The sequence below is a fragment of the Actinomadura madurae genome, assembly GCF_047130825.1.
Classification (GTDB): Bacteria; Actinomycetota; Actinomycetes; order Streptosporangiales; family Streptosporangiaceae; genus Spirillospora; species Spirillospora madurae.
Genome location: NZ_CP083237.1, coordinates 8640790 through 8654906, shown reverse-complemented (window position 1 = coordinate 8654906; position 14117 = coordinate 8640790). Strand labels below are relative to the sequence as shown.

General features: G+C 74.6%; 10 protein-coding genes. 2 read left to right on the top strand and 8 right to left on the bottom strand.

Going from position 1 to position 14117, the window contains the following annotated elements; translation table 11 throughout:
• Nucleotides 1-9 precede the first annotated feature (9 nt).
• Nucleotides 10-648: a maleylpyruvate isomerase N-terminal domain-containing protein gene (locus K8Z49_RS40430; RefSeq protein WP_412516682.1), complete on the bottom strand. Its 639-nt coding sequence runs from the start codon at nucleotides 646-648 to the stop codon at nucleotides 10-12.
• A gap of 66 nt (nucleotides 649-714) precedes the next feature.
• On the opposite strand from K8Z49_RS40430, the gene K8Z49_RS40425 reads away from it, so the two are divergent.
• Together K8Z49_RS40425 and K8Z49_RS40420 are read left to right on the top strand one after the other, a co-directional pair.
• Nucleotides 715-1299, top strand: a complete 585-nt coding sequence (locus K8Z49_RS40425; protein ID WP_412516681.1) for a chloramphenicol phosphotransferase CPT family protein — start codon at nucleotides 715-717, stop codon at nucleotides 1297-1299.
• Nucleotides 1300-1380: 81 nt separating this feature from the next.
• Nucleotides 1381-2982 (top strand): AMP-binding protein, encoded by a 1602-nt coding sequence (locus K8Z49_RS40420; RefSeq protein WP_412516680.1) that lies wholly within the window; start codon nucleotides 1381-1383, stop codon nucleotides 2980-2982.
• 52 nt (nucleotides 2983-3034) lie between these two features.
• Here the strand turns inward: K8Z49_RS40420 and K8Z49_RS40415 are convergent, their stop codons facing one another.
• The 7 genes from K8Z49_RS40415 to K8Z49_RS40385 all read right to left on the bottom strand — a co-directional run bounded on the left by K8Z49_RS40415 (nucleotide 3035) and on the right by K8Z49_RS40385 (nucleotide 13886).
• Nucleotides 3035-3340 carry a hypothetical protein gene (locus K8Z49_RS40415; RefSeq protein ID WP_024935758.1) on the bottom strand — a complete coding sequence of 102 codons (306 nt, stop codon included), beginning with the start codon at nucleotides 3338-3340 and terminating at the stop codon, nucleotides 3035-3037.
• A 54-nt stretch (nucleotides 3341-3394) separates the two neighbouring features.
• Entirely contained in the window at nucleotides 3395-4174 is a 780-nt protein-coding gene (locus tag K8Z49_RS40410; RefSeq protein WP_412516679.1) for a class I SAM-dependent methyltransferase, read from the bottom strand.
• A 72-nt stretch (nucleotides 4175-4246) separates the two neighbouring features.
• Nucleotides 4247-7930, bottom strand: a complete 3684-nt coding sequence (locus K8Z49_RS40405; RefSeq protein ID WP_412516678.1) for an ATP-dependent helicase — start codon at nucleotides 7928-7930, stop codon at nucleotides 4247-4249.
• A 20-nt stretch (nucleotides 7931-7950) separates the two neighbouring features.
• The gene (locus K8Z49_RS40400; protein WP_412516677.1) at nucleotides 7951-11124 is read right to left on the bottom strand and encodes an ATP-dependent helicase; all 3174 of its coding nucleotides are present in this window, start codon (nucleotides 11122-11124) and stop codon (nucleotides 7951-7953) included.
• A gap of 82 nt (nucleotides 11125-11206) precedes the next feature.
• Nucleotides 11207-11518, bottom strand: coding sequence for an MGMT family protein (locus K8Z49_RS40395; RefSeq protein WP_021599197.1), 312 nt, complete (start codon nucleotides 11516-11518; stop codon nucleotides 11207-11209).
• A 71-nt stretch (nucleotides 11519-11589) separates the two neighbouring features.
• Nucleotides 11590-12969 carry a S8 family serine peptidase gene (locus K8Z49_RS40390; protein ID WP_412516676.1) on the bottom strand — a complete coding sequence of 460 codons (1380 nt, stop codon included), beginning with the start codon at nucleotides 12967-12969 and terminating at the stop codon, nucleotides 11590-11592.
• Nucleotides 12963-13886 carry a hypothetical protein gene (locus K8Z49_RS40385; RefSeq protein WP_412516675.1) on the bottom strand — a complete coding sequence of 308 codons (924 nt, stop codon included), beginning with the start codon at nucleotides 13884-13886 and terminating at the stop codon, nucleotides 12963-12965. The genes K8Z49_RS40390 and K8Z49_RS40385 overlap by 7 nt, the downstream gene beginning before the upstream one ends.
• Nucleotides 13887-14117: the final 231 nt, after the last annotated feature.

Sequence of the window (14117 nt, the reverse complement as noted above, 5' to 3'; positions counted from 1 at the left end):
GTCAGGCGCTTATGGGCGGGGGCTCCCGTACCAGCGCCACGACGTGAGGCGCGGACGGCCGGGAAGCTCTCCACGTCCCGTGGCCCAGAGCAGCGTCGGCCAGGGCTCGGTGTCGGTCGGCGCCTCCGGGAACAGGCGGCCCAGGACGCGTGCGCAGAGGTCGGCGGGCGGCTCCCAGAGCAGCCCGAGGCCGTCCGCCAAGTCGCAGGTGTGGACGACGGTCTCCAGGATCCCCATCGCCGCGAAGCCCTCGCCGTCCGCTGCGCCGAAGACGTGGTGGGCGCGGACGTCGGGAGCGACCGTCCGAACCATTGCGGAGAGCATCCCGCCGCACGCTTCCAGCACCTGGAGCAGGCCCGCGGGCCCCGCGTCCCGGTCGGCGTGGATCGCGTTCGCGGGACCGCCGGGCCGGCGGCTCTCCCAGACGAACGGCACCTCGCCGTCCATGGGCGGCGTGGACGGTGCCAGTTGCGCCGCGTAGGCGAAGAGATCGTCGCTGAGGTGCTCGACCGTCTCCCAGCACGTCCATTCGAGCGACCCGGCCTTGGCGTCCCAGGCGTCCGCGGGAGCCTCCCGCAACGCGGCGACGGCGAGCCTGACGGCCAGGTCGAGGTCATCGGCGGTCACCGCGGCGATCGAGTCGGGCATGGCACGACGTTACTCGACACGCCATGAGCGGCCCGGCGGCCTAGCGGCCCTTGGTCTACTGTCCGGGTGGATTCCAGCGACGCGATCCCTGACACAGGCCCCGGCGGCACGGTCATCCTGCTCAACGGCCCGTCCAGTTCCGGCAAGAGCAGCATCGCCCTGGAACTGCTCGACCTCCTCGACGGCAGCTGGTTCCACATGCCGATCGACGCCTTCCACGCGATGCGCAACGCGCGTCCCCTCGCCGGCGACGCCCTCCAGGCCGAGATCGACCGCACGGCGAAGGGCTTCCACCGCGCCGTCGCCGGGATGGCCGCGGCCGGGAACAACCTGGTCGCCGACTATCCGCTGAGCCGGCGCTGGCGGCTGCTCGACCTCCTCGACCTGCTCGTCCCCGACGACACCCTCCTGGTCGGCGTCCGCTGCCCCCTCCCGGTGCTGGAACGCCGCGAGGCCGAACGCGGCGACCGCGAGCCCGGCCTGGCGGCCCGGCAGTTCCCCGAGGTCCACTCCCACGAGCTGCACGACCTGGACGTCGACACGGACACTCTCAGCGCACGCCGATGCGCCGTCCAGATCCGCGAAGCACTGGAAGCCCGCCCCCGCCCGGCCGCCTTCACCACCCTCCGCGACACCCTTCTCCGCCCCTGAATCCCGGGACAGATATCTCGTCCTGACCCGGGTATGCCTGACTCGTCCACCCCTGCCCCCAGAATCCCGGACAGGAGATGCGTGCAGGTGCTTGACCGGGTGCGCCACGTCGTGAGCCTTGGTGTCAGAGCGACGCGTGCCGTGCGGGACGCCGGCGCGTTGCGGCCCGTCCGGCCCGACCGGGCCGTGCGGATGCTGTTCCCCTACGCGCGGTTCGGTCCGGTTCCGGCGACGATCGGGGCGTTGTCCGCGCTGCGCTTCCCCGATCGGACGGCCCTGATCGACGAACGCGGCGCGCTGTCCTGCGCGGACCTCGAAGGGCGGGCGTCGGCGCTGGCCACCGCCATGAAGAACCGCGTGGACGACGGCAAGGTCGGCGTTCTGTGCCGGAACCACCGCGGCTTCGTCGAGACGGTTCTCGCCGCGTCCCGCCTGGGCAACGACGTCGTGCTGCTGAACACCGACTTCTCCGGCACGCAACTCGGCCAGGTCGCCGAACGGGAAGGCATCGAGCTCCTCGTCCACGACGACGAGTTCGGCGCGGCCGTCGACGAATCGGGCTTCTCTGGAAAGAGGCTGCTCGCCTGGACGGAGGACGGCGACGGCGAGACGATCGACACGCTGGTCGCCACCACCGAACCCGAGACCATACGGCCGGAGCGAACCAGCCACATCGTCGTGATGACGTCGGGGACGACCGGCACGCCGAAGGGCGCCCGCCACGACCTGTCGCTCTCGTCGGTCCTGCCGGCGGCGCTCACCCATCTGATGCGGGTCCCGGTCCGGTCGGGGGCGCCGGTCGTCGTCGCGCCGCCGCTCTTCCACATCCTCGGCTTCGCCTACATGACGGTCGGGCTCGGGATGGGCATGCCGCTCGTCCTGTCCCGCCGCTTCGACGCGCGGGCAACGCTGGAGACCATCGCGGACTGCCGGGCGGAGGCGCTGGTCGCGGTCCCGGTCATGCTCCAGCGCGTCCTGGAGGTGGAGGGCGCGCCGCGGACTCCGTCCCTGCGAGCGGTCGTGTGCGGCGGCTCCGCGCTGCATCCGCACCTGTCGGACGCGTTCATGGACGCGTTCGGCGACGTGCTCGTCAACGTCTACGGCGCCACGGAGACCGGCTGGGCGACGATCGCGACCCCGCGGGATCTGCGGGAGGCCCCGGGCACGGTGGGCAGGCCGTCGCTCGGGATCACGATCAGGATCCTCGGCACGGACGGGCGGGAACTGCCCGCCGGCCAGACCGGCGAGATCCACACCGGCGGGGGCCTGCGGTTCGCCGGGTACACCGGGGGCGGCGGCGCGAGCGTGCGGGACGGCCTGACGAGCACCGGCGACCTCGGGCACGTCGACGAGGCGGGACGGCTGTTCATCGACGGCCGCGCCGACGACATGATCGTCTCGGGCGGGGAGAACGTGTTCCCCGGCGAGGTGGAAAGCCTGCTCGGCGAGCATCCGGACATCGCGGAGGCGTCGGTGGTCGGGGTGGACGACGAGCGGTTCGGCCAGCGGCTCGCCGCCTACGTCGTGCGCGCCGCGGACGCCGACCTCACCGAGGACGACGTCAGGGAATACGTGAAGAAGCACCTGGCCCGCTTCAAGGTGCCGCGGGACGTCCGGTTCGTCCGCGAACTCCCGCGCACCAGCACCGGCAAGGTCAAGAGCGCGGCCCTGACGGCCCGCTGAGGGCAGCGCCCGGGCCCAAGGCCGCGGGGCCCCGGGCGTGCCCGGCCCGGGGTCAGGCGGCGCCGCGGTTCTTGGCGGCCATGCAGATGCGGGCGAGGTCGTTGAGGGCGTCCGCGCGGCGCTCGTCCAGGCTCCGCCGGTCGCCGGGGCCCGCCTCCGCGAGCGTGTCGATGACCAGGGAGAACACGGGCCACTCGGCGGGCCCGATGGCGCCCTGGAAGTCGACGCCGTCCTCGAGGTCGTCCAGGTCGAGGTGGCGGGCGAAGGTGGCGAGGGCGGCCTCGGCCGCGACGACGCCGATGCGCATCGCCAGCGCGGCCGGCTCGCGATCGAGGGAGCGCACGTTACTAGAACCCATGTTCGACAACATAGAACACACGAGCGACACGCGTCGAACACTTGGTCGAAAACGTTACCCGGCGATCGCCTGCTGGAAGAGATACGAGTGCGTGAAGTGCAGGACGCCGTCGACGGAGCTCGGGCGCATGCCGGTGGCCGGCCCGCCCGCCAGCTCGTCCCGCAGCGCGTCCCTGATCTGCTCCGCGACGTCGGCCGGGGTGTGGGAGAACTCCAGCCACGGGTCGAGCGGGCGCGAGACGTCGAAGGTTTCCGCGCGCTTCACCTCGGCCCCCGCCGCCGTGAGGAGATCCGCGATCCGCGCCTCGGTGAGCGTCACCCCGTGGGAGGGGTCGCGGAGCCGCTCGACGCGGTCGAGGTCCCCCTCCAGGTCCGCCGGCCGGACGAGGTCGGCGATGATCAGCGCGGCGCCGGGCCGGCTGACGCGGACCATCTCCTTCACCACCGCCTCCGGGTCGGCGACCTGGTGGAGCGAGAAGCGGGTGACGACCAGCGTGAACGACCGGTCGAGGTAGGGCAGGGCGGTGGCGTCGCCGTGCGCGAAGGTGACGTTCATGAGGCCGGTGTGGTCGGCGGCCCGCTTCCCCTCGGCGAGCATCGCGGGCGTGAGGTCGAGCGCGGTGACGTGCCGGACGCGGCGGGCGATCGCGCGGGACACCAGCCCGGTGCCGGCCGCGACCTCCAGCACGACGTCGTCCTGGTCGATCTCGGGGTCCATGAAGCGCACGAGCCGGTCCAGATGGCGGGTGAACGCGACGTTCAGCTCCGGGTCGGCGAACCCCGCCGCCTGCTTGGAGAACTCCCGTACGACCTTCTCTTCATGGGTCACCGTCACGTCGCCTCCTCGGGATGGTTGCACGGATCATCCCCGAAACCACCCATTGTGAACAGGGGGCGGTGAGACTCCTCACGCGGCGGGGACGTCCTCCAGGAGAGCGGCGAGGCCGCGGGCGTCCAGCAGGTCCGCAGGCCGGACGGTCACGTTGGCGGCGACGTAGTGGAACGCCGCGCTGACCCGCGCGACGTCCACCCCGGCCAGCTCCGCCCAGGCCAGCCGGTAGGCGGCGAGCTGGACCGCGGCGAACCGGGCCTCGTCCCCGGACGGCGGCGCGCCGGTCTTCCAGTCGACCACCTCGTAGCCGCCGTCCCGGGACCGGAACACCGCGTCCATCCGGCCCCGGACCAGCCGGTCGCCGATGATCGTCTCGAACGGCACCTCGATGTCGAGCGGTTCCCGCGCCGCCCACTCCGACTCCTCGAAGCGGTCGCGCAGCCGCGCGAGGTGCGCGTCGTCGGCGGCGCCCTCGTCGGCCGCGCCGGGCAGCTCGTCGGGGTCGAGGAGGCGCTGCTGCCCCCAGCGGCTCTCCAGCCAGGCGTGGAACGCGGTGCCGCGGCGCGCGTACGGGGCGGGCGGGCGCGGCATGGGGCGGCGGATCTGGCGGGCCAGCGCGGCCGGGTCGCGGGCCAGCGACACCAGCGACGACACCGACAGGTGGGCGGGCAGCTCGACCAGGAGCCCGTCGCCGCCGCGCCCCCGGTCGCGTTCGGCGAGGAGCAGCTCGACGTCGCGCGCCCACGCGGTCATGCGCGCCCGGTCGGCGGCGGACAGCCCGGCGTCCCCCGCCCAGTGGCGCGTCCGCCCGGCGATCTCGTCCCCGACCATGCGAGCGGCCTCCACGACCGCCTCGTACCGGGCGCGGGCGGAGAGGTCGGACCGGCCGCGCTCGCCGGGGGCGACGGGCCACTGCGCCTCGTCGGGGTCGGCGAGCAGCGGGTTCTCGGCGCCCTCTTCCGGCGGCTCGGCCCACACCGGCACCGTCCCGGCCCCGGCGCCGCACACCGACCGCACCTCTTCCAGGAACGGCGACGGGCCGAGCGGGCGGCCGGACGCGCCCCACCAGTAGCCGGTGGTGATGAGCAGGCTGGAGGCGCGCGTGACCGCGACGTAGGCGAGCCGCCGCTCCTCCCGCAGGTCACGTTCGGAGCAGGCCTGGTCGAACGCGGCGAGGTCGTCCTTCTCCAGGCCGGTGAGCGCGGGCAGGTCGGCGCGGTCGCCGCGCAGCATGAACGGCAGGACGCGCGGGTTCGCCGTCCAGCGGGTCGCGTTCTGCGGCGGCGACGGGAAGATCGATCCCTTGGCCGGGCCGCCGTTCTTCTGCGGGACGAACGACAGGCCGGGCACGACGACCACCGGCCACTCCAGCCCCTTGGACGCGTGGACGGTGAGGAGCTTCACGCTGTTGGTCTCGCCGACCCGCCCGGCCTCCAGCCCGAACTCCTCGGTCTCGGCGGCCTTGAGGTAGGCGAGGAAGGCGCCGAGCGTCGGGTCCTCGGCGTCGCCGGCGAACGTGGCGGCGGCGTCGATGAAGGCGTCCAGGTCGGCGCGCGCGGTCACCGGGTCGAGCCCCGACCGGGCGGCGACCTCGATGTCGAGGCCGAGGGCGCGCTCCACCTCGCTGACGAGGTCGGGAAGCGGCAGGCCGACCTGGGAGCGCAGCGACCGCAGCTCGTCGCGGAGCCGCCGGAGCCGCCGGTACCCCTCCGGCGAGTACGCCTCCGGGTCGCCGAGGTCGTCGAGCGCGTCGACGAGGCTGCCGGTCTCCTGGTTCAGCTCGCTGACGAGCTGCCGGAGCGGATCCTCCCCGGCGGACTCCCCCGCGCCGCTTTCCCTCCGACCCGCGTCCCCCCGGTCGCCGGCGCCGAATTCCCCCGCAGCGCCGGACTCTTCCGCAGCGCGGGACTTCCCCGCGGCGCCAGGTTCACTCACGGCACCAGGTTCGCTCGCGGCGCCGGATTCGCTCACGGCGCCGGGCTCCCCCGCGGCGCCGGTTTTCCCCGCGGCGCCGGTTTTCCCCGCGGCGCCGGATCCACCCCCGGCACCAGAAACACCCCCGGCACCAGAAACACCCGCGGCACCGGGCTCCCCCGCGGCACCGGAACCACCCGCGGCGCCGGTTTTCTCCGCGGCGCCGGGTTCACCCGCGGTGCCGGAGTTGAGGGCGGGTGGGTTGGCTGGGGGTGGGGTGACGTCGCGGGCGGCCTCCTGGGCGAGCGCGCGGGCCCGGCGCCCGAGCGCGACGAGGTCGCGGGGGCCGAGGCGCCAGCGCGGGCCGGTGAGGAGGCGGGCGAGGGACGCGCCGGCGGTGGGGTCGTGGACGGCGCGCAGGGTGGCGACGACGTCCTGCACCTCCGGGACGGTGAGGAGCCCGCCGAGGCCGACCACCTCGACCGGGATCCCGCGCGCCTCCAGTGCCCGCCGGACCAGCGGGAACTGCGACCGCTTCCGGGCGAGCACGGCGACGTCGGAGTACTGGAGGGGCTCGGGCTGGGGCCCGCCGTCGGGCGCGGTGCCGGGGTCGGCGGCCATGAGGCCGGCGATGCGCGCGGCGATGCGGTCGGCCTCGTCCTCGACGGTGGGGAAGAGCGCGCACTCGACGCGTCCGCGCCCCTCGCGCCCGGCGCCGGGGACGAGGCGCGGGACGGCCTTCGTCTCGGCCCGCAGCTCCTCCTGGATCTTGGCCGCGGCCTCCAGGATCTGCTCCCCGTTCCGGAACGACCGGCTGAGCTGGACGACCGGCGCCGGCACCGGGCGCCCCCCGCCGACCGCCGGCCGCAGCGGGAAGTCGTGGGCGAACCGCAGCAGGTTCCCGGCGCTCGCGCCGCGCCACCCGTAGATCGACTGGCACGGGTCGCCGACCGCGGTCACCGGATGCCCGCCGGCGAACAGCGACCGCAGCAGGACGAGCTGCGCCTGGCTGGTGTCCTGGTACTCGTCGAGCAGGACGACGGAGAACCGGGACCGCTCGATCATCCCGACCTCGGGATGCCGGTGGGCGATGCGGGCGGCGAGGGCCATCTGGTCGCCGTGGTCGATGACCTCCCGGTCGGCCTTGGCGCGCGCGTACGCGTCGATCAGCGGCATGAGCTGCTCGCGGACGGCGTGCTTGGCGAGGATGTCGCGCTGCGCCTTGAGCGGCTTCCTCACGGCGGCGAACCGCTCGTCCAGCCAGGCCCCGACCCTGCGGACGTCCTCGGCCGTCCGCAGGTGCTCCGACAGGTCGCCGGCCAGTTCCATGACGGCCTTCGTGACCGTGTCGGGCTGCCAGTCGATGTGGTCCATGGGGCCGTTGTAGGCGTCGACGACCCGCGAGCAGATCTGCCAGGCGACGGCCGGCGAGATCAGCCGCATCGTCGGTTCGAGCGCCTCGCGCAGGGCGTGGTCGCCGAAGAGCCGCGCCGCGTACGAGTGGTACGTGGAGACCATCGGCTCGCCGTCGAACAGGGCCTCGCCGCCGAGGCGCTCCAGCTCGTCGCCCGGCAGGACCTCGCGCAGCGTGTCGAGGCGCTTGCGCACGCGCACGCCGAGCTCCGCCGCGGCCTTGCGGGTGAACGTCAGGCCGAGGACGCGCTCCGGGCGCACGAAGCCGTTCGCGACCAGCCACACGACCCGTGCGGCCATCGTCTCGCTCTTGCCCGACCCGGCACCGGCGATCACCGCCATCGGCGCCATGGGCGCCTCGATCACCCGGGCCTGCTCGTCCGTCGGCTCCGGGATCTCCAGCAGCCGGGCGAGCTCTCCCGGCGTGATCACCCCACTCCCCCCGAGCTAGTTCAGTCGCCGACCTGCCCGCCTTCGTCGTGCACGGGACAGCAGGAGCGTACGGGACAGGTGCGACACTTGTCGTTCGCCCGCGCCTGGAAGACGTCGCCGGCCATCCCGGTCGCGACGATCTCGATGAGCTTCTTCGGCCACTCGGGGTCGGCGTCCTCGGCGGGCGGCGGCTGCTCCTGCTCCCGCGCCTTCGCCGTGAACGCGGCCTTCCCGACCTGGACGAGCTTGGCGCCGCCCGGCTCGATCAGCCCGTGCCGCTCGAACGCGCCGAGCATCACCGCGTACTGGTACACGCCGAGCTGCGGATGCCGGGCGAGGTCGTCCTTCGGGACGGCGGTGGAGGACGTCTTGATGTCGATGATGACCGCGCGGCCCTGCTCGTCGCGTTCGGCGCGGTCGATGCGGCCCTTGATGACGACGCGGCCGAGGTCGACCTTGAACGACTCCTCCAGGGCGACGACCTCGTTGGGGTTGTCGCGGTGCCAGGCGAGGAACCTGTCGACCATCCGCGCGGCCTGGTCGCGCTGCTTGTCGGAGTACCAGGAGCTGCGGAACTCCAGGTCGTTCCAGATCTCGTCGAGCCGCTCGGCGACGTGGACCTCGTCGATGCCGTCGTCGGCGCCGGCCATCTCGGCGACCGCGTGGACGACCTTGCCCATCGTGCTGTACTCGTTCGGCCCGCCCTCCTGGGCGCCGACCGCGGAGGCGAGCAGCCAGCGCAGCCCGCACGTGGTGAACGCCTCGACCTGGGACGGCGAGATCGTGATGGGCTCGTCCTCGGCGAACGCGGGCCCCTCGTCGGACAGCGCGGTGATGGCGTACCAGTTCTCGGGTTTCGCGCCGCGCACGCCCGCGCGCGCCAGGCGGGCGAGGTGGGCGGCGGCGGCGCGGCGCAGCGGCTCGGGACGGGACGGGTCCGCGACCGCCGAACGCAGGTCGGCCACCAGCGCGGACAGGGACAGCCACCGGGTCTTCTCGTCCAGTTGCGACTGCTCGATCGCGCCCGGGAGCAGCTCGTTCAGGAACCGGGACGGCCGCTCCTCCGTGTCGTCGCCGCCGACCGCGGTCACGACGAGGCGCTTGCGCGCCCGCGTCACCGCCACGTAGAACAGGCGGCGTTCCTCGTCCAGCATCTTGGCGGCCAGGGAGGCGCCGGCCGCGGCGTCCCCGTCCGGTTCGGCCCCGGCCGCGTGCTCCATCAGCTCCTCGACGCCGAGCAGGGAGCCGCGCAGGCGCACGTCCGGCCAGACGCCCTCCTGGACGCCCGCGACGACGACCACGTCCCACTCCAGCCCCTTGGAGCGGTGCGCGGTGAGGATCCGGACGGCCTCGCCCGCGGGCGCCTGCTCGGCCAGCGTGTCGCCCGCGATCTCCTGCGCGGCGATGTTGTCGACGAACAGCTCGGGGCCCGCCTGGGGGAGCCGGTCGACGAACCGCGCGGCATGGTCGAACAGCGCGACGACGGCGTCGAGGTCGCGGTCGGCCGCCGCGCCTCGCGTCCCGCCCTTGACGCTCTGCTCCAGCAGCACGTCGCCCTGCCCGCTCTCCTGCCACACGGCCCACAGGACGTCCTCGGCGGTGCCGCCCTCGTGGACGCTGCGCCGCGCCACCTCGATCAGGTGCGCGATCCGCTCGGCCGGCGCGCGGACCCTCTCGTGGACGAGGATCAGCTCGCGCGGGTCGTTCACCGCCGCCACCAGGAGCTCGCCCAGGGGCCGCTGCCCGCCCGACAGCTCCTCCAGGTCGCGCAGGGCGCGCTTGAGGCGGCGCATGGCCAGCGCGTCGGCGCCGCCCAGCGGCCCCGTGAGCAGGTCTTCCGCGACGACCTCGTCCAGGAAGCCCTTCTTCAGCGCCGCGCGCAGCAGGACGAGGAACGGGCGGACGGCGGGCTCGGCGATCAGCGGGACCTCGTCGCCCGCGACGACGACCGGCACGCCCGCCTGGGCGAGGGCGCGGCGCAGCACCGGAACCTGCCGGACGGCGCTGCGCACGAGGACCGCCATGCGCGACCACGGCACGCCGTCGAGCAGGTGGGCCCGCCGCAGCTCGTCGGCGACCAGGGCGGACTCCTGGCTCTCGGAGTCGGCGATCACCGCGCGCACCTCGCCCTCGTCCAGGTTCTCCACGGGCCGCAGCGCGCGGTGCTCGGCGGCCCCGGCCGACCCGGCGGGCAGGCGGCGCGCGATCCGGCGCGACGCGGCGAGGATCTCGGGGCCCATCCGGCGGCACGTCCGGAGCGCGACCACGGGCGCGGGGTCGCCGTCCAGCGTCGGGAACCGGTTCGGGAACTCCTGGATGCCGCGCACGTCGGCGCCCCGGAACCCGTAGATGGACTGGTCCGGGTCGCCGACGACGACGAGGTCGCGCCCCTCCCCCGCCAGGTGGTGCAGCAGCGCCTCCTGCGCGGGGTCGGTGTCCTGGTACTCGTCCACGAAGACGACGTCGTAGGCGTCGCGTTCGCGGATCCGCACCTCCTCGTCCGCCAGCATGCCGGCGGCCATGTGGATCAGCTCGCCGTAGTCGTAGGTGGGGACGGGGTCGAGCAGGAAGCGGTCCACGTACCGCTCCATGAACCCGCCGATGGCGGCCCAGTCGTCACGGCCCCTCATCCGCCCGAGGGCAACGAGGTCTTCCGCGACGTACTGCCGCTCGACCGCGCGCAGGGTGAAGTCGCGCAGTTCCTCGGCGAACCCGCGCGTGGCCAGGGCCGCCCGGAGCCGCTCCGGCCAGTCGCGCGCGCCGTCCGCCAGCTCCCCCTCCAGCAGCCGCCGCACTTCGAGCAGCTGCTCCGGCCCGGACAGCAGGCGCGGTGCCGGCTCCTCGTGCAGCACCGCGTCCCGCCGGATCAGCGCGTAGGCGTAGCTGTGGAACGTGAGCGCGAGCGGCGTCCGCGTGGTCCGGTGGAGGCGGCCGGTGATGCGCTCCCGCAGCTCGCCCGCCGCCTTCCGGCTGAACGTCAGGACGAGGACGCGCTCCGGGTCGGCGCCGCGGTTCTCGATGCGGTCGACGACCGCCTCCACGATCGTCGTCGTCTTGCCCGTGCCCGGCCCCGCCAGCACCAGCATCGGCCCGCCGGCATGCTCGACCACCCGCCGCTGCTGCTCGTCGAGCACGGGCGGGACGGTCCGCGCGGGGCCCGCGCGGCGCACGAGACGGTAGGAGGCAGATGGCACAACAGTTCATTGGAACAGATCGCCGGGGCTGTTCTGACCACAACGCACGCATGTCGCGCAGGAGAAAACCAACGCCGCGGCGTCAGGTCGCGGGACCCGTCCACCGGGCGCGGCCCATGTCGACGCGGCGCCCGTCCGGGCGCAGGGGCGTCCCCTCGGCGCGGTAGTTCTCGCGGGCCTCGATCTCCAGGCCGCTCGGCGGGTTGCCGTCCGCCCGGATCACCCGCCACCACGGGACGGCGCCCCCGTACAGCGACATCACCCGCCCGACCTGCCGCGGCCCGCCCCGCCCCACCAGCTCGGCCACGTCGCCGTAGGACAGGACGCGGCCCGGCGGGATCCGCTCCACCGCGTCCAGCACGGCCTCGGCGTACTCGTCAGGTTCGGACCACATCCGATCATTCTCCCGAACCCGGCGCACCGCGCAGGTACACCGCGGCGCCCGCCGGCGGAGCCCACCCTGGGTCAGGACGGGGGGCCCGGCGGCCCGTCCGGCCGGGAGCCGCCCGCCAGGGGTCCGCCCATCGGCGGCCTGCCCGCGGGAGGCCCCGCCGGGTGCCCGCCCAGCGGCGGCCCGGCCGGGGCGGGAGCGCCCATCGGCGGCCCGCCGGGACCCGGTCCCGCCGGGTGCTTGGGGTGGCGGCGGCGGAACGTGATCGCGATCCCGGCCGCGGCGATCGTCCCGCCGATGCCGAGCAGCAGCAGCACGGTGATCACCGGGCGGACCCACATCGGCCGCTCGATGACCTCCACCGGGCCGGGGTCCTCCTCGCCGAACCGCTTCTCGGCGGGCTTGGCCTGCGCCGGGCCCGGCCGCGCCGAGGCCAGCGAGTCCGCCGCCGACAGCGCGCGGGCCGCGTGCACCTCGCCGAACCCGATCTCCGGGTCGTAGCCGCCCGAGGGGCCGCTCCGGGCGCTCTGCAGCAGCGCCTGCGACACCAGCGCGGGCGCCATCTTCGGGTGCTTCGAGCGGATCAGCGCGGCGACGCCGGAGACGAGCGCGCTGGAGTCGCTGGTGCCGCTGCTGACGAAGTACTGCCCGTTCGGGCCGGCGACGGGCAGGCCCGCGCCCGGCGCGGACAGCACCACCGAGTAGTTCCGGTTGGAGAACGACGCGCGGGTGTGGCCCGGCTCCGTCGCCGCCACCGCGATGACGCCCGGGTAGGACGCCGGGTAGGAGTACGGCGCGAACCCGTCGCCGTCCAGGGCGCCCGCGTCCTCGCCGTCGTTGCCGACCGCCGAGACCACCACGACGCCCTTGCCGATGGCGTAGCCGATGGCCGCGCGCTCCGCCGGCACCTCCTCGTTCTTGCCCAGCGAGAGGTTGATGACGTCGGCGCCGTGGTCGGCGGCGTAGCGGATGCCGCGGGCGACCGCCTCGTCGGCCTTCTCCGACGTCCGGTAGCGGATGTAGCTGGCGTCCTCCTTCTCGCCGATCGCGCGGATCGCGAGAATGCGGGCCTGCGGCGCCATCCCCATGACGCCGGAGCCGCCGCCGGGGCCGTGGCCCTGGCCGGCGATCAGCGAGGCCATCCCCGTGCCGTGCAGCCGCTTGGGCTGCGTCCCGGCGTCGACCTCGGCGAGCATGTTGGGGCCGGTGGTGACCTTGCCGCGCAGGTCCGCCTGCTCCGGGTCGACGCCGGAGTCGACGACCGCGACGGTCACGCCGGCGCCCCTGGTGACCTTCCAGGCGGCCTCCATGCCGAGGATGCCGAAGATCGGCTGCTGCCGGTCCCTGACCTCGTCGGCGTGCGCATGGACGGGCATGAGCCAGCTCCCGGCCAGCATCGCCGCGCCCACGCCCGCCGCCAGGCCGCGCCGCCGCGCCCGCTCCCCCGTCAGCATCGCCACTCCGGCTGGTCGCAGTCGGGCAGCGCCTTGGCCGCCATGGTCCGCGCGATGGCGTGGCCGATCTGCGGGGCCGGCGCGAACGGCTCGCCCGGCCGGCGCTTGGTGACGGCGGACGCGGGGCGCCCGTCGGCCTGGCCTGACGTCGTCAGCACCACGTACGGGCCGCCGCGGTCGATCGTGCGGTCCTGCCTGGCCTTGTCGGTGAACCGGGCGGACGCCGTGCCCGGGAAGGCGGCGGCGTGCAGCGCGGGCCGCACCGTGCCGGACCCGTCCGGGCCCTGCGAGCCGGGCAGTTCCTTGTACGCCTTGTCGGCCTTCCACACGTCGGGGAACGCCACCACGCCCACGGTGACGACGATGCCCTGGAGCTGGTCGACGTAGGTGGCGCGCAGGACGGCACGGCAGCCGTGCTTCCCGACCGTCCTCGCGATCTCCTCGTCGACCGCCTGGGCGCAGCCGGTGTCGGGGACGATGCCGGTCCTGGTGGCGTACTCGACGCGGTTGCCCGGCGGCCGGTAGCTGATCTTCTGCGGGAAGACGCGCCGCGCGGGCCAGGCCTGCCAGCGGCGCGCGACCTCCTTGTCGGCGGCGATGCGCAGCTCGGCGGCCGTGGGCTCGCGGTTGAGGGTCGTCCACGCGCCGGTGAGGGAGATCCCGGTGGTGACCAGGTAGCAGCAGCCGATGACCAGTGCCACGACCATCCACTGGCGCCCGGTCAGGCCCAGCACCATCGGCCGGCCGGCCGTGCCCGGCGGGCGCGGCGGCGGACCCATCGGCCGTGGCGGGCCGCCGTAGGGGCCGCCGTGGGGGCCGCCGTGGGGGCCGCCGTGGGGGCCGCCGTGCGGGCCGCCCGGCGGAGGGCCGGCGCCGGGCGCGCCCGGACCGCCGGGCGCGCCGGGATTCGCGGGCATGCCGGGCCGATGCGGGGGCCGCGGCGGGGGCGGCTGCTGAGAAGGGGGCAGGAATGCCACAACAGTCAAGATTAACGGCGCTTCGCGATATTCCGCCTGTCATCCAGGTAACGGCCCCGTCCGGCACGTCGTGACATGGGCTTTCCCGGCGGGGCGGGCGACCGGGAATGCGGCGGCACATGGCAGGGTTGTGCGGGTGAGGACGACGTAGTCCCGCCCTCCGTAACGCCA